The 16,347-nt window shown below is 66.7% G+C and carries 13 protein-coding genes and 1 tRNA gene; 9 read left to right on the top strand and 5 right to left on the bottom strand.

The annotated features are described in order from the left end of the window. Positions 1-3: 3 nt before the first annotated feature. Positions 4-291, bottom strand: coding sequence for an ArsR/SmtB family transcription factor (locus tag NVU01S_RS29935; protein WP_014983315.1), 288 nt, complete (start codon positions 289-291; stop codon positions 4-6). Between the two features lie 99 nt (positions 292-390). Further along, complete coding sequence (locus NVU01S_RS29930; RefSeq protein ID WP_043682650.1) at positions 391-765, bottom strand: PNPOx family protein; 375 nt, start codon at positions 763-765, stop codon at positions 391-393. A gap of 104 nt (positions 766-869) precedes the next feature. Here NVU01S_RS29930 and NVU01S_RS29925 point away from each other — a divergent pair, with 104 nt between their 5' ends. Next, positions 870-1,517 carry a TetR/AcrR family transcriptional regulator gene (locus NVU01S_RS29925; protein WP_043682653.1) on the top strand — a complete coding sequence of 216 codons (648 nt, stop codon included), beginning with the start codon at positions 870-872 and terminating at the stop codon, positions 1,515-1,517. Positions 1,518-1,954: 437 nt separating this feature from the next. Here NVU01S_RS29925 and hspQ read toward each other — a convergent pair whose 3' ends face one another. Beyond that, the gene (gene hspQ, locus NVU01S_RS29920) at positions 1,955-2,185 is read right to left on the bottom strand and encodes a heat shock protein HspQ (protein WP_042256032.1); all 231 of its coding nucleotides are present in this window, start codon (positions 2,183-2,185) and stop codon (positions 1,955-1,957) included. 1,089 nt (positions 2,186-3,274) lie between these two features. Then, positions 3,275-3,358: transfer RNA gene (locus tag NVU01S_RS29915), tRNA-Leu, on the bottom strand. Between the two features lie 226 nt (positions 3,359-3,584). Between NVU01S_RS29915 and NVU01S_RS29910 the strand changes: the two genes are divergently transcribed. From NVU01S_RS29910 to NVU01S_RS29880, 7 genes are all read left to right on the top strand, one after another. Further along, positions 3,585-4,202 carry an ANTAR domain-containing response regulator gene (locus tag NVU01S_RS29910; protein WP_014983319.1) on the top strand — a complete coding sequence of 206 codons (618 nt, stop codon included), beginning with the start codon at positions 3,585-3,587 and terminating at the stop codon, positions 4,200-4,202. 287 nt (positions 4,203-4,489) lie between these two features. Continuing rightward, positions 4,490-5,686 carry a branched-chain amino acid ABC transporter substrate-binding protein gene (locus tag NVU01S_RS29905; protein WP_043681988.1) on the top strand — a complete coding sequence of 399 codons (1,197 nt, stop codon included), beginning with the start codon at positions 4,490-4,492 and terminating at the stop codon, positions 5,684-5,686. A gap of 97 nt (positions 5,687-5,783) precedes the next feature. Beyond that, positions 5,784-6,821, top strand: a complete 1,038-nt coding sequence (locus NVU01S_RS29900; RefSeq protein ID WP_014983321.1) for a branched-chain amino acid ABC transporter permease — start codon at positions 5,784-5,786, stop codon at positions 6,819-6,821. After that, positions 6,818-8,248 carry a branched-chain amino acid ABC transporter permease gene (locus NVU01S_RS29895; protein WP_043681985.1) on the top strand — a complete coding sequence of 477 codons (1,431 nt, stop codon included), beginning with the start codon at positions 6,818-6,820 and terminating at the stop codon, positions 8,246-8,248. The genes NVU01S_RS29900 and NVU01S_RS29895 overlap by 4 nt, the downstream gene beginning before the upstream one ends. After that, positions 8,245-9,240: an ABC transporter ATP-binding protein gene (locus NVU01S_RS29890; protein ID WP_043681982.1), complete on the top strand. Its 996-nt coding sequence runs from the start codon at positions 8,245-8,247 to the stop codon at positions 9,238-9,240. Before NVU01S_RS29895 ends, NVU01S_RS29890 begins: the two co-directional genes overlap by 4 nt. Positions 9,241-9,248: 8 nt before the next feature. Next, the gene (locus NVU01S_RS29885; RefSeq protein WP_041562585.1) at positions 9,249-10,007 is read left to right on the top strand and encodes an ABC transporter ATP-binding protein; all 759 of its coding nucleotides are present in this window, start codon (positions 9,249-9,251) and stop codon (positions 10,005-10,007) included. Between the two features lie 54 nt (positions 10,008-10,061). Next, positions 10,062-11,738: a DUF885 domain-containing protein gene (locus tag NVU01S_RS29880; RefSeq protein ID WP_244467546.1), complete on the top strand. Its 1,677-nt coding sequence runs from the start codon at positions 10,062-10,064 to the stop codon at positions 11,736-11,738. A gap of 137 nt (positions 11,739-11,875) precedes the next feature. Here NVU01S_RS29880 and NVU01S_RS29875 read toward each other — a convergent pair whose 3' ends face one another. After that, entirely contained in the window at positions 11,876-12,238 is a 363-nt protein-coding gene (locus tag NVU01S_RS29875; protein ID WP_043681975.1) for a hypothetical protein, read from the bottom strand. Positions 12,239-13,018: 780 nt separating this feature from the next. Between NVU01S_RS29875 and polA the strand changes: the two genes are divergently transcribed. Beyond that, positions 13,019-15,763 carry a DNA polymerase I gene (gene polA, locus NVU01S_RS29870; RefSeq protein WP_082032457.1) on the top strand — a complete coding sequence of 915 codons (2,745 nt, stop codon included), beginning with the start codon at positions 13,019-13,021 and terminating at the stop codon, positions 15,761-15,763. Positions 15,764-16,347: the final 584 nt, after the last annotated feature.

The raw sequence follows: 16,347 nt of genomic DNA, 5'->3' as shown, positions 1-16,347 counted from the left end.
GTCCTACTCCTTCGTCCAGCGATCGGTGAGATTTCGCAGCGGTTCTCGGTTCAGATAGTGGAACTTGTACCGGCCCTCCCGGCTCGCGGTCACCAGCCCCGCGACCGCGAGCACCTCCAGATGCTGGGAAATCGCCTGCCTGCTCGACGACATCCCGTGTCGCATCGTCAGCCGCCCGCAGAGCTCGAACAACGTCTGACCGTCGCGCTCGGCGAGCTCGTCGAGGATCACTCGGCGCGTGGGGTCGGCCAGCGCCTTGAACACCTCGGCGGAGTCGGTACCTTCGCTCACACCCTCACTATAGGCAAGTAAACGCTTGCATGTCACGTCACTCGGCGAATCGTGTCGGGCGGGGGAGTCGCGTCGAGCGGGCGGGCGCGCTGCCGCCGCTCAGCTCGTCACCAGGTCCATGCGGAGGAATTCGGTGATGCGGAGCAGCTTCGGCGGGCGACTCACCTCCTTCGAAAGCGCTTGGAACGCTTCGGCTTCCCCGATCAGGCGGGGACTCCCGAGTTGCAGGTCCCGGCCATCGATCCGCAGCCCGGCGCGCCCGGACTTCAGGATGTTCTGTACCCAATCCGCGCCTGATCCGTAGACCAGGATGAACAGGTAGCCGCCCGCGACCGGATGGGCGTCCAGCGGTGTGCGGTAGGTCGTGCCCGAGGTGCGTCCGACGTGGGTCAGCACCGGCCACTTCCCGCCCGCGAGGGCGCGCGGATTGAACACCCGCTTGTTCACGTGTCCCCACCATTTCGGCATCGGCATCGGAGTCTCCTTCACTTGCTGCCTTACGCTCGTAAGACTGGCTTACGGTTGTAAGGTAGGCTTACGTACGTAAGGCTGTCAACCATCTGTTTCGAGGAGCCGCCATGTCCCGACCGCCGCTACCGCTCAGCAGAGACCGCGTCCTCGAGGCCGCGGTCCAGGTGGCCGATCGCGGTGGGGCGGAAGCCATCACCATGCGCCGAGTGGCGCAGGAACTGGGCGTCGAGGCGATGTCGCTCTACCATCACGTGCCCAACAAGGACGCCATCCTCGACGGCGTGGTCGACACCGTGTTCGCCGCGATCGACCTGCCGGATACCGCGCAGCCGGACTGGCGCGACGCCCTGCGCACGCGCGCATACTCCGCCCGCCGGGTCCTGTCGCAACACCGCTGGGCCCTAGGCCTCCTGGACTCCCGCCGCAACCCCGGCCCCGCCACCTTGCGCCACCACGACGCCGTCCTCGGCGTACTGCGCAACGCCGGATTCACCCTCCCGACCGCCGCACACGCGGTCTCCCTGATCGACAGCTACATCGGCGGCTATGTCCTCCAGGAGGCAAACCTCCCCGCAGCGACCCCTGGCGATGTCGAAACCGTCGCAGGCGGCATCCTCGACCACCTACCCGACGACCTGCCGCACCTGCGCGAGATGATCGTCGACCACGCCCTGCGCCCCGGCTACGACCACACCGCCGAATTCACCTACGGCCTCGACCTCATCCTCGACGCCCTGGAAGCCAAGCGCGAGTAGACCTTTCGGCCTCGGCTCCGCATGCTGCTTGTCACGTGCTGTGCGCCACTGTCGTCAGCAGGCCTGGTGCCTGGCCTGACTTCGGTCGGGCGACGATTCGGGACTGGACAAATGATCACCAGGTAATGGTGGCGGGAGCCTCTCGGCCGATGCCGCCATCATCACCTGGTGATCAGTTGACCAGCTCGATGTGAGGACTTCGAGGCACTCCGGACCCCGCCACTCGGTTGCGTTTGCACTTCGAGGCGAGCCGTTGTCCGATGCCGCATGCGAGCCCAGCGGTGGAGGTAGGTGTCTACCGGTGCGTCTTGTTGATCGCGACTCGATGCCGCCAGGGGAGCTCGGCTGTCGGGAGGGGTGGGCCGGCCTCGGTGCGGTAGGTGTCCAGCGGTGCGTCTTGCTCGTCGTCGATCGCGAGTCGATGCCGCCAGGCGAGTTCAGCTGTCGGAGGTGAGTTGGCCTTCGGCGAGGTAGGTGTCCACCGGTTCGCCTTGTTCGTCATCGATCGTTACCAGGTACCAGGGGCTGGACCGCACATCCGGGTTGAGAGTGAGCCCGTTGTCGTCGTGCGCGGGCGTGTATTGCAGGTCGACCTCGACGACGACGCCGTGCCTGCCGAGGGAGACGTGCCGAACCCGATCCCCGACACCGAACTTGGCTTCCGACATGCTGCACGCTCCTTCGTTCCCGCAATCGCCACTGTATCCGGTGTGCCCCCAACGAGATTGCCCAATCCACCCCACTCGACGCGTCCACGTGGAAGCAGGGCCGACCCCCACCGCAGGCCTGCAGCCTAACCGCCCACCCCCGGCAACCGAGCCCCCACACGCCCCCGCCCCACCAAGATCAAAAATCATCCCCGGCGACCCCCTAGCCACCCCTGTATATAAAGGACCCGCCACAGGGCCGGTCCGCCACAGGGCCGAGCCCACCATCAGGCGGCCCCACTACCTCGCCGAGCGCACCGACCGCCTGAGCCCGACGGCAGGCCAAGCCGACCCCAAGCGAGCTGACCGTCAGGCCACGGCGATCGAGCCACCGCCGCACTGGGCGAAGCCGCTGCCTGGCAACCCCGTAGTCAGGCAGCGCCACCCAAGCGAGTCCGCCGCCCGGACGCAGTAGAACCCCCGTACTCATTGCACCCTGCTTGACCGGCGGCAACGGTGCTCACGGGCTTAGCCGCAACACCGCACGGCCTCGCCCACTTCGAGCCGGGTGCCCTACTCGACGCAACAGCAATCAAATGCCCACCACAGAGCTCGGAGTTTGCATGCCGGGCGCAATGACGAGGAACCCCCGCCTGAACCTCCCCACCCAACGCGCCCACGGCAAAGGGGCGCGGGGCCGAAGCCCCGCCGAGCGGGCCCGAGGGTGCAACCTGGGGTAATAACGAGAACCCCGCCCGCGCACGACACCCCAACGCGCCCACGGCAAGGGGGGTTCGGGGGCGAAGTTCCGCCGAGCGGGCCCGAGGGGTGTAACCCGGGGTAATAACGAGAACCCCGCCCGCGCACGACACCCCAACGCGCCCACGGCAAGGGGATTCGGGGGCGAAGTTCCGCCGAGCGGGCCCGAGGGGGGTGCACCCCAGGGTAATAACGAGAACCCCCGCCCGCGCCCTACACCCCAACGCGCCCACGGCAAGGGGGGTTCGGGGGGCGAAGCCCCGCCGAGCGGGGCCCGGGGGTTGCACCCCCGGTGAAATGACGAGCGACCCCGGCCCGCGCCTTCCGCGGACAGGGGTCGCCCAGAGCGAGTGCCGAGTGTGGGACTCGAACCCACACGTCCTTTCGGACAACGGTTTTTGAGACCGTCGCGTCTGCCAGTTCCGCCAACCCGGCGCACCGGGACGAAATGATAGCGGGTGGAGGGGGCTGGTACCTAACTGGTTGGTGGCGGGGCTGCGGTCGGGCGGTTTGCCCTGGGTATATGCGTTCTATGCCGAAGTGAAAGGTACTCTTTACATCACTCGACGACCGGTGGTGAGGTCGATGGTCGGCAAGTTGGACCAGCGTCCACTCTGCGGCGTGTCGGGGACAGGCATCGAAACCACGAGGGGTCTTACCTATGAGCACAGCAGCAGGGGGCGCAGGCACTAAGCGCGACGCGGGGGCGAAGCGGGTCGTCGTCGCGGAGGATGAGGCGCTCATCCGCATGGACCTGGTCGAGATGCTGACCGAAGAGGGCTATCTGGTGGTCGGTGAGGCGGGTGACGGGCAGCAGGCGGTGGATCTGGCGGTGGAGCACCGGCCGGATCTGGTGATCATGGATGTGAAGATGCCGCGCCGGGACGGTATCGATGCGGCGGCCGAGATCGCGTCGAAACGTGTTGCGCCGGTGGTGATTTTGACGGCGTTCAGTCAGCGGGATCTGGTCGAGCGGGCACGTGACGCGGGGGCGATGGCGTATCTGGTGAAGCCGTTCACGAAGTCGGATCTGGTGCCGGCGATCGAGTTGGCGGCGAGCCGGTTCCATGAGATCACCGCGCTGGAGGGCGAGGTCGCGAATCTGTCGGACCGGTTGGAGACGCGCAAGCTGGTGGAGCGGGCGAAGGGCGTGCTGATGCAGACGCAGGGGCTGTCCGAGCCGCAGGCGTTCAAGTGGATTCAGCGGACCGCGATGGATCGCCGGACGACGATGAAGGCCGTCGCGGAGGTCGTGCTGGAGAACCTGGCGCCGAAGTGACAGGGGTGGTCCGGTGAGCGGACCGCTGACCTATGCACGCCGTGCTGACGGACTGTGCCCGCCTGCGCTGATTAGAAGGAAATTTTACTCACGTGAAACAGGATCGTGAACAAGAATTCGACACGATGTCGGATTCATGATCCGAATGTGATGCAGAACTAACGCACCAACGCTATGTTCTGACCGGGCTGACGTGGTCGGCCCCCTCGGTGATCCCGAGGGAGCACAGGACTTAGAGGTGAAACGTGCTTAGTTCGACATGGCACAGTCGTACGACGCGAGGTGTTTTGGCAATCGGTGCAGCTGCCGCGCTGGTGCTGACCGGTTGTAGTGACAAATCGACCAGCACCGGTACGGATGCGTCCGGTACCAGTGGGGCGTCCAGCCTGAAGATCACGCCGGTCGTTCAGGTGGACACCAACGGCAAAGAGGTCGCGAAGGTCGATCCGGCGAAGGCCGCCGATCCGGCCGGTGACGGCAAGGCGACGTGCGCGCCGACCAACATCGCCTTTGCCGGCGCGTTGACGGGTCCGAACGCTGCTCTCGGGATCAACATCGATATGGGTGCGAAGTTGGCGCTCGATCAGCACAACAAGGCCAACCCCGGCTGCCAGATCACGTTGAAGTCGTTCGACACCGAGGGTGACCCGCAGAAGGCCACCCAGGTGATCCCGCAGATCGTCAACGACAAGTCGATCGTGGCGCTGCTGGGTCCGACGTTCTCCGGTGAGACGAAGGCGACCGGCAAGATCCTCAGCGATGCCGGCCTGGCGTCGCTGACCTCGTCGGCGACCAACGCGACGCTCACGGCGAACGGCTGGACCAGCTTCTTCCGTGGCCTGGCCAATGACGATGTGCAGGGTCCGTCGGTGGCGAAGTACCTGACCGGCACCGCGGGCTACAAGAAGATCTGCGTGGTCCAGGACAACAGCGACTACGGCACCGGTCTGGCCAAGAGCATCACCGAGGGTCTCGGTGCCGCCGCCGACGCGAGCTGCGCGTCCAGCATCAAGACCGGTGACAAGGACTTCTCCGCGACGGTCACCAAGATCGCGGGCGCGAACGCGGACGCGGTCTTCTACGCCGGTTACTACGCCGAGGGTGCGCCGCTGGCCCAGCAGCTGAAGTCGGGTGGCTTCAAGGGTGTCTTCGTGGCGCCGGACGGCACCAACGATCCGCAGTTCCTGTCCCAGGCGGGCAGCGCGGCCAAGGGCGCGACGCTGACCTGCCCGTGTGGTCCGGCTCCGGAGAAGTTCGAGAAGGACTACCAGGCGTTCAACAAGCAGCCCTCGGGTGTCTACTCTGTCGAGGCCTATGACCTGGCCACGATCCTGACCAAGGCGATCGGCGCGGGCAAGGTGACCCGCCCCGACATCCTGGAGTACGTGCGTTCCTATGACGGCGCCGGCCTGGCCCGTCAGTACAAGTGGAGCGCCAACGGCGAGCTGAGCAACGCGCTCATCTGGATCTACACGGTCAAGTAACCCGACCCACGAGTCGCGCAGCACGTAACGGGGTTCGCGCGAATCCCGTTACGTGCTGCTGTTTCGTGAAGGGCGAATGAATGAGGGCGAATTACGAATGACTTCCACTGCATTAGCCGACGCAGTACAACTCGTCGGCGGCTCGATCGACTTCAACTATGAGGGAGTGATCGACGATTTCTGGCGACTGACCGTCGACGGATTGTCCTACGGTGCTATCTATGCACTGGTTGCTGTGGGCTACACCCTGGTCTACGGCGTACTGCGGCTGATCAATTTTGCCCATTCGGAAATATTCATGCTCGGCTTGTTCGGCCAGTACATCGGGCTGATGTTGCTGGGCTTCTCGCCGAGTGGTGATGTCTATTCGCAGGGCATCATCCTCACCATCACCTATCTGGCGCTTGCGATGATCTTCGGCATGGCGGTGTCCGGCGCCGCCGCAGTCGGGCTCGAGCGCATCGCCTATCGGCCGTTGCGCCGGCGCGGGGCCAAACCCCTGATCTTCCTCATCACCGCTATCGGCGCGTCTTTCGTGCTCCAGGAGATCGTGCACTTCGTGCTGCCGAAGATCTGGCCGAGCCTGGGCGGTTCCAACGCACAGAAGCCGATCATGCTGGTGGAGCCGACGAAGCAGTTCAGTTTCGGCGGCGCGGACATCACCAACGTGACGATCGTGATCATCGTCGCCGCGGTGATCCTGGCGATCGCCACCGAACTGCTGATCAATCAGACCAAGTTCGGCCGTGGCATTCGGGCCGTGGCGCAGGATCCGGATACCGCAACGCTGATGGGTGTTTCGCGGGAACGGATCATCATGCTCACCTTCCTCATCGGCGGTGTGCTCGCCGGTGCGGCGGCGCTGTTGTACGCACTCAAGATTCCGAACGGCATCATCTATTCGGGCGGTTTCATCCTCGGCATCAAGGCGTTCAGCGCCGCGGTGCTCGGCGGCATCGGCAATCTGCGGGGCGCGTTGCTCGGTGGTTTGCTGCTCGGTCTGGCCGAGAACTATGGCCAGATCCTGTTCGGCACGGAATGGCGTGACGTGGTCGCGTTCGTGGTGCTGATCGCGGTGTTGATGATTCGACCGACCGGCATTCTCGGTGAGAGCCTCGGGAAGGCACGCGCATGAGTGAGGTAACCACGAAACCTGTTGTCCCTCCGGCCAAGCCGGAACAGCCACGGCACGGTGTCGGTGATGCCCTGCGCGGCTGGTGGAGCGGGCTGTCCCGACCTGCCCAGTGGGCGGTCGGGGTGCCCGCGATCATCGCGCTGGCGCTGCTTCCGCTGTTCCCGCCGCCGTTCATCGATACGCCGGGCACCAGTTTCGGCGGTGTGATGGCGCAGTTCGCGATGTACGCGCTGATCGCGATCGGGCTGAATGTCGTTGTCGGCCAAGCCGGTTTGCTCGACCTGGGGTATGTCGGCTTCTATGCGGTCGGTGCGTACACCGTCGGTCTGCTCACGAGTCCGAACAGTCCGTGGAATCAGACCGACGGCGGCTGGCTCGGCAGCAAATGGGCCTGGCTGGCCTGTGTACCGCTGGCCGTGGCCGTCACCGCGGTGTCCGGGTTGATTCTGGGCACGCCGACGTTGCGGTTGCGCGGTGACTATCTCGCGATCGTCACGCTGGGCTTCGGCGAGATCGTCCGGCTGCTCGCCGACAATCTCGGCGATCTGACCAACGGCAGCCTGGGCCTCTCCGGTATCGCCTACCCGTCCGTCGGGGTGTCCGAGGACAAACCCAACGGCTACTTCTCGGCGGGCAACGTCGGTGATTCGGAGTCCTCGAACCTGTTGGATCGGGCCAATGCCGGCGTCTGGTGGTTCTGGGTCGGCATGGTGCTGGTGATCATGATTCTGCTGATCGTCGGCAACCTCGAGCGCAGCCGGGTCGGCCGCGCCTGGGTCGCGATCCGGGAGGACGAGGACGCGGCCGAGATCATGGGCGTGCCCACGTTCAAGTTCAAGCTGTGGGCTTTCATGATCGGTGCCGCGGTGGGCGGGTTGTCCGGTGCGTTGTACGCGGGGCAGGTGCAATTCATCAACCCGACCGGGTTCAACATCATCAACTCCGTGCTGTTCCTGTGCGCGGTTGTCATCGGCGGGCAGGGCAACAAGCTCGGCGTGATCGTGGGCGCGTTCGTCATCGTGTATCTGCCGAACCGGCTGCTCTCGGTGCAGGCGGTCGGTCAGTCCGCCCTCGGCTGGGTGGCGCTGATCTTCACCATCGCGCTGGTGGTCGGTTTGATCATCATGTGGCGCAGGTGGGCTCGGGATCAGGAGCGGCCGATCCGGTTGGGCTATCTGGCCGGTGGTGCGGTCGCGGTGATCGTGATGTTCGTCGTGCTCAACAACGTGCTGGTCTTCCAGAAGCCGGGCGCGCAGTCGCTCGGTGACTACAAGTACCTGTTCTTCGGTATCACGCTGATGGTGGTCATGATCTTCAAACCGCAGGGCCTGTTCCCGGTCCGGCAAAAGCTGCTCGCCTACGGGCGGCAGGTGTATCAGGCGGTGCGCAGGCCGTTCGGCGACGAGGCGATCGGAGGGACCCGATGACCGGGCCGAGCGCAGGCGGCGCACTGTTCGACAACGAGGACATGGCCGCGGGGTACGCGGCCGAGCCCGAGACCGAACCCAGTGCCGGCGTGGTCGATCTGACCGCGGTGAACCCGGACCTGGCCGACGCGGAGGCGGTCGCGGAGGCCGTCGCCTCGCATCGCGAGATCGAGACGGCCGTCGGTGCGCCGCTGTTGCGCACCGAGGACCTGACCGTGAAGTTCGGCGGCCTGACCGCGCTGGACGCGGTGAGCTTCGAGATCCGCCGCGGCGAGATCCTCGGGCTCATCGGGCCGAACGGCGCGGGCAAGACCACCTGCTTCAACGCGATCACCGGCGTCTATCGGCCGGCGTCGGGCACCGTCTACTTCGACGGCGCGCCGCTGACCAAGACCAAGCGCAACGCCATCACCCGGCTCGGTATCGCGCGCACCTTCCAGAACATCCGGCTCTTCGGCGAGATGACGGCGCTGGAGAACGTGGTGGTCGGCACCGACGCCAGGCACAAGACCTCGGTGCCCGGCGCCATCTTCCGCACCGCCCGGCATCGCCGGGAGGAGCACGACGCGATCGAGCGGGGCATGGCGCTGCTCGAATTCGTCGGCATCGCACCGCGGGCGGTGGAGAAGGCGCGCAACCTCTCCTACGGCGACCAGCGTCGGCTGGAGATCGCCAGGGCGCTGGCCACCGAGCCGAAACTGCTCTGCCTGGACGAGCCCGCCGCCGGGTTCAATCCGAGCGAGAAGTCGGCACTGATGGATCTGATCCGCAAGATCCGCGACGACGGGTTCACCGTGTTGCTGATCGAGCACGACATGCGCCTGGTGATGGGCGTGACCGACCGGATCGTGGTGCTGGAGTTCGGCCGCAAGATCGCCGACGGACTGCCCGCCACCATCCGGGAGGATCCCGCGGTGATCGCCGCCTACCTCGGGGTGCCCGACGACGGCACCGACGCGGAGGCGGCAAGCGCACACGGGACGAACGGGTAGGAGCAGCGATGACATCGCAGACAGAACCGGTGCGGCGCAACGGCTCCGACGCCTTGCTCGAGGTCGACGACATGGTCGTCAACTACGGCAGAATCCAGGCGCTGCACGGGATTTCGCTGAAGGTGGCGCCGGGCGAGCTGGTGACGTTGCTCGGCGCGAACGGTGCGGGCAAGACCACCACCATGCGGGCGCTGTCCGGACTGCTGCCCCTGACCAAGGGGCGGGTCCTGTTCGAGGGCCGCGACATCACCCATATGAAAGCGCACGAGCGGGTGGGTCTCGGGTTGATTCAGGCACCGGAGGGCCGGGGCGTGTTCCCCGGCATGACGGTGCAGGAGAACCTCGACATGGGTTGCTACGGAAGGCCGTTCAAGCAGAAGGCGGAATACGACAAGACGCTCGAGTGGGTGTTCGAGTTGTTCCCGCGCATGCTGGAGCGGCGCAAGCAGGTCGGCGGCACGCTCTCCGGCGGCGAGCAGCAGATGCTGGCCATCGGCCGTTCGCTGATGGCCCGGCCACGGCTGCTGCTGCTGGATGAACCGTCGATGGGCTTGGCGCCCATGATCATTCAGCAGATCTTCCGGATCATCTCCGAGATCAACAAGCAGGGCACCACGGTGCTGCTGGTCGAGCAGAACGCGCAGCAGGCGCTCTCGCGCAGCGATCGCGCCTACATCATGGAGACCGGTGAGGTCACCAAGACCGGATCGGGCAGCGAACTGCTGACCGACCCGGCGGTGAAGTCGGCCTACCTCGGTGTCGGCTAGCCGATGAAGTGAACCCCGGTGCCGCGCGGCCGCACTCGAGGCATGATCATGCTCATGACTGAGCGCGATCAGCTGAGGGATCTGGCCGAGCGGTACTGGGACTCCTTCCTGGCGGCCCGGCCGAGCGACGCGACGTTGCTCGGCGACCGGCGATTCGACGACAAGATCGAAGATCTGTCCGCCGCCGCCGACGAGCGGTTGCTGTCGACCTGGCAAGAGCTGCTCGGCCAGGTCGACGCGCTCGACCCCGCGGGACTCGACGCGACCGACCGGGTCACGCACAGCCTGCTGCGCACCGAATTGTCCGGCGCGATAGACCGTTTGGCGTGGCGGCCGACGGAGCTGGCCTCCGATCAGATGGAGGGCGTGCACGCCTGGGTGCTCACCATCGCACCGCAGATGAACGCCCCGCAACCGGAGCACGCGCTCGCGCTCGTGCAGCGGTTCCGGCAGTTCGGCGATCTGCTCGGGCAGGCGGTCGTGCGGTTCCGGGACGGTCTGGCCGCGGGCCGCACGCCCCCGCGAATCACGCTGGAGCGCTCGCTGAATCAGCTCGACGGCTACCTTTCCTCGGACCTGTCCGAGGATCTGTTCGTCACCTTCCCCGGCCCCGAGGGCTGGGCCGGCGAGGCGGCGTGGCGGGCCGAATTGGCCGACGTGGCAAGGGATGTCATCCGTCCCGCGTTCCAGAGCTACCGGGACATGCTGTTCGAGGAACTGGTGCCGGTGAGCCGCCCGGACGACAAGCCCGGCCTGTGCTGGCTCGGCGCCGACGGCGAGGACATCTACCGGCGCCAGCTGCGCTTCCACACCACCCTGCCCGAACTCGGCGCCGAGGAGATCCACGAACTCGGCATGACCGAATTGGCCGGGCTGCGTGAGGAATACGCGACCATCGGCGAGCGGCTGTTCGGCACCGCCGAACTCGGTGAGATCTTCGCCAGGCTGCGCGAGGACCCGGAACTGCGCTACGCCGACGGCGAACAGATCATGTTCGACGCGCGGCGCGCCCTCGCCGCGGCGAGCGCCGAGATGGGCAACTGGTTCGGCAGGCTGCCCAAGGAATCGTGCGATATCGTCGCGATGCCGGAGTTCCTCGCCGCGGATGCGCCTGCGGCGTACTATTTTCCGCCCGCCGCCGACGGATCGCGGCCCGGCGCCTACTTCGTCAACCAATACCACCCGACCGGTCGCGGCCGGTTCGAAACCGCCTCGGTCGCCTTCCACGAAGCGATCCCGGGCCATCACCTGCAACTCACCATCGCCAACGAACTCGACCACCTGCCGCGCTTCCAGCGCCAGTCCTACGCGAACACCGCGTTCGTCGAAGGCTGGGCGCTCTACACCGAACGGCTCGCCGACGAAATGGGCTTGTACGAGGACGATCTCGGCCGGCTCGGCATGCTGTCGGGCGACTCGTGGCGTTCCTGCCGCCTGGTCGTCGACACCGGCCTGCACGCGAAAGGCTGGAGCAGGCAGCAGGCCATCGACTTCATGGTCGCCAACGTGCCGGTCGGGCTCGCCGAGATCACCGCCGAGGTGGACCGCTACATCGGCATGCCCGGCCAAGCGGTCGGCTACAAGGTCGGCCAGCTGGAAATCCGCAAACAGCGCCTCGCCGCCACCGAACGCCTCGGCTCCGCCTTCGACATCAAGGCGTTCCACGATGTGGTGCTCGGCTCCGGTTCGGTGAGTTTGCCGGTGCTGCGGGAGCTTGTCGCCACGCTGTGAGGTTGTGTGCCGGGGTGTAGGCATGTGTGCCCGGGACGCGTGCCGGGCGTGGTGAGGTTGTGCGCCGGGCGTGGTGAGGTTGTGTGCCGGGCGTGCTGGGGTCCCTTGTGGGAGCGGCGTTGTGGTGCTGATCCGGTTCAGCAGTGCTCTTCGAGCATGACCATCACACGGTGGTCGGCGTCGCGGTACTCGGTGAGGTGGAAGTCGGCCATGGGGTGGGCCCGGCCTGCCCAGAATTCCTCGACCTGGTGCACGAGGTCGGCGCGTTCCTGTCCGACCACCTCGTGTGCCGCACCGATGTAATCGTGGAACACGACCGTATCGGGATGCTGCAGCAATCGACGCGCCCGCGACGGAACGAGCAGATCCCGGCCGCGCCGTCGCCAGGTCGTGCCGTTCTGGTCCGTCCAGAATCGCTTGGTGGGTCGTGGAGTCTCGTAGCTCGCAGCCGCGTTGTCGAGCGGGTCGGCGCTGAGGCGTCGACGACGATTGGTCGACATAAAGTGAGTGTGCCAGCGGACGCAGCATCGCTCGACCCATTTTCCGGGCACGGCTCCGAGCTGTGGTGCACGGCTGCGGCGTCGTCTGGCTGTGTGCGGGGATTGTGCCGCGTGGCTCGCCCCTGTCTCGAGGGCACGGCTCTGAGCTGTGGTGCGCGGGCGCGGCGTCGTTTGGCTGTGTGCGGGGATTGTACCGCGTGGCTCGACTCTGTCTCGGGGGCACGGTGTGGTGCGCGGGGGTTTCGGGTGCGGCGTCGTTCGGCTGATTTCCGGGCACGGGCTCCGAGCTGTGGTGCACGGGAACAGGTTTCCTGGCAAGCGCCGTCATCACGCCCGAGTCCGACGCCGAGAAGGGCCGCGCGCACTGGTTCCGAGTTCTCGCACGGGTTTTGGGTTCTCGCACTCGCTGCGGCGTGGCATAGGGGGTGCGGGGGCGCAGAAGGGGTGCGGGAGTCGAGGGTGGGCGTGTTGCTTTTGGGCGTGGCGTCGTGAGTGCTCGGGTTGCAGGAGTGTGGCGCTGGAGCGGGGGCGTCGGGCGCGAGGGACTTCGGACTTCGCGTGCATGGGCCGTGTTGTTGTGACTGGGTGCTTGTGTTGTCGGTGGCTCCGAACCCGGTGTCTGCGGTGGTTACTCAGGTGTCGGGCGAGGGGTTGAGGTGCGCCTGGATCGGGTAGCGGGGGCGGTGGTGTGCGTCACAACGAGGGGGTGTCGAGACTCGATGCGACGTGCATGGGTGTCGGCGTAACACCTTGTCGGTGGCGGTCCCTAGACTCGGGGGCGTGAGTTCACCCACGACTGCTCAGCGTCCCGCCACCGCGTCCGCCACCAGCGAAGTCGCGCCGGGAGACCGGCCGACTCTGATGTTGCTGGACGGGCATTCGATCGCCTATCGCGCGTTCTTCGCGCTACCGGCGGAGAACTTCAAAACGGTGACGGGCCAGACCACCAACGCGGTGTACGGCTTCACCGCGATGCTGATCAACCTGCTGCGCGACGAGAAGCCCACGCATATCGCGACGGCGTTCGACGTGTCGCGCAAGACCTTCCGCACCGAGGCGTACCCGGAGTACAAGGCGAACCGGTCGCAGACGCCGGACGAGTTCCGCGGGCAGGTCGAACTCACCAAGGACGTGCTCGGCGCGATGGGCATCCCGGTGATGGCCATCGAGGGTTTCGAGGCCGACGACATCATCGCCACGCTCACCACCCAGGCGGTGTCGGAGGGTTTCCGGGTGCTGATCGTCTCCGGTGACCGCGACGCGATCCAGCTGGTCAACGACAACGTGACGGTGCTCTACCCGCGCAAGGGCGTCTCCGATCTCACCCGGTTCACCCCCGACGAGGTGTTCGCGAAATACCAGCTCACCCCGGCCCAGTATCCGGACTACGCGGCCCTGCGCGGCGACCCGAGCGACAACCTGCCCGGCATTCCCGGCGTGGGGGAGAAGACCGCCGCCAAGTGGATTCGTGAATACGGCGACCTGAACACCCTGGTCGACAAGGTGGACGAGGTGAAGGGCAAGGTGGGCGACGCGCTGCGGGCGAACCTGAGCAGCGTGGTGCTCAACCGCCAGCTCACCGAGATGGTGCGCGACGTGCCCCTGCCTTACACACCCGACCAGCTGGCGCAGCAGCCCTGGGACCGCAACAAGATCCACCAGCTCTTCGACGACCTGGAGTTCCGCGTACTGCGGGACCGGCTGTTCGAGACGCTGGCCCCGAAGGAACCCGAGGCCGAGGCGGGCTTCGAGATCAGCGGCGGCGCGCTCGAGGTCGGCGCGGTCGCGGACTGGCTCGCCGAGCACGCGAAGGCCGGTGTGCGGCAGGGCGTTTCGATCGTCGGCAGCGGCACCCCGGGCAGCGGTGACGTGCGCGCGCTCGCCATCGCGGCGGGCGACGGCGAGAGCGGCTACATCGATGTCGCCATTCTGACCCCGGAAGACGAAGCGGCACTCGGCGCCTGGCTCGCCGACCCGGCCGTGCCGAAGGCGCTGCACGAGGCCAAGGCGGCGATGCACGCGCTGCGCGGCCGCGGCTGGACCCTCGGCGGACTCACCAGCGATACCGCGCTCGCCGCGTACCTGGTCCGTCCCGGGCAGCGCAGCTTCAACCTCGACGACCTGTCCCTGCGGTATCTGCGGCGCGAACTGCGGGCCGAGACCGACGAGACCCCGCAGCTGTCCCTGCTCGACGACGAAGACGCCGTCGACGCCGAACTCGCGCAGACCGAGATGCTGCGTGCCCGGGCGGTCGCCGATCTGGCCGACGCGCTCGATACCGAACTCCAGCAGATCGAATCGGTGCCGCTGCTCGCGGACATGGAGTTGCCGCTGCTGAGTGTGCTTGCCACGCTGGAGGATTCGGGCATCGCGGTGGACACCGACCAGCTGGAGACGTTGCAGCGGCAGTTCGCCGACAAGGTGAACGAGGCCGCCAACGCCGCCTATGAGGTGATCGGCAAACAGATCAACCTCGGCTCCCCGAAGCAGCTGCAGGTGGTGCTGTTCGACGAGCTCGACATGCCGAAGACCAAGCGCACCAAGACCGGCTACACCACCGACGCCGACGCGCTGGAATCGCTGTTCGAGAAGACCGAGCATCCGTTCCTGCAGCACCTGCTCGAGCACCGGGACGCGACCCGGCTCAAGGTGACCGTCGACGGCCTGCTCAAGTGCGTCGCCGACGACGGCCGCATCCACACCACCTTCAACCAGACCATCGCCGCCACCGGGCGGCTCTCCTCCACCGAGCCGAACCTGCAGAACATCCCGATCCGCACCGATACCGGCAGGCAGATCCGCGACACGTTCGTCGTCGGCGCCGGCTATCAGTCGTTGATGACCGCCGATTACAGCCAGATCGAGATGCGCATCATGGCGCACCTGTCCGGCGACGAGGGCCTCATCGAAGCCTTCAACTCGGGTGAGGATCTGCACACGTTCGTCGCCTCCAAGGCGTTCGACATCCCGCTCGCCGAGGTGACACCCGAACTGCGTCGCCGGATCAAGGCCATGTCGTACGGTCTCGCCTACGGTCTCAGCTCCTACGGCCTCGCCGCCCAGCTGAAGATCAGCACCACCGAGGCCAAAGAACAGATGGACGTGTACTTCGACCGGTTCGGCGGTATCCGCGACTACCTGTACGAGGTGGTCGAGCAGGCCCGCAAGGTCGGCTACACCTCCACCCTCTTCGGCCGCCGCCGCTACCTGCCCGATCTCGACTCGAGCAACCGGCAACGCCGCGAGGCCGCCGAGCGCATGGCCCTCAACGCCCCCATCCAGGGCACCGCCGCCGACATCATCAAGGTGGCGATGATCAACGTGCACAAGGCGATCCAGGAAGCCGGCCTGCGTTCCCGCATGCTCCTCCAAATCCACGACGAACTGCTCTTCGAAGTCGCCGAAGGCGAAAAGGAAACCCTCGAAGCCCTCGCCAAAGCCCAAATGTCAGCCGCCATCCACCTCTCCGTCCCCCTGGACGTCTCGGTAGGCACCGGCCGCAGCTGGGACTCCGCCGCCCACTGATTCCCGCCCCCGCGTCCACCTCGGGTGCGCGGGGTGCTGGTCGTTCGCGTCGCCCGCGGGCCAGGTCCTCGCCAAACCGCGCAGGTCGCGGATACGGGGCATCAGCCGCGGGTCGCTGGGCGTGAGCCGTCGGGCGTGGCATCGCGCCGGCACTGAGGCCGTGCATTGCGCGGTAGCGTCCGAAGGTCGCGGGCCGGGGACACGCTGCCGATGCGTGGCGCCAGATCCGCGGGTCACAGTGTCACGCGGCTGTGCGTCGCACGGGTCGCTGGCTTGCGCCGGGGTCGTGGGTTGTGTCGAGGATGCGGGCGCGGATGCGCGGGGCAGGTCTGCGGGTTATAGGTCGTACGGATGGGTGTCGCGCGGCGTGCGGATTGTTCACGTCGCGTCTGGGCCAGACCCTCAGTCAACCGCGTGGGCCGCGGGCGCGGGCGTGGGCCACGGGGCTGTGGCGCGCTGCGGGTGCGGATGTGGGTGCGGGTGCGCGGGGCAGGTCCGCGGGTTATAGGTCGTGCGGATGGGTGTCGTGCGGGTTGTTCATGTCGCGTCTGGGCCAGACCCTCACTCAACCGCGCAGGTCGCGG

Source organism: Nocardia vulneris, assembly GCF_001613425.1.
Taxonomy (GTDB): Bacteria; Actinomycetota; Actinomycetes; order Mycobacteriales; family Mycobacteriaceae; genus Nocardia; species Nocardia vulneris.
This window is presented reverse-complemented; position numbering and strand designations above follow the sequence as displayed.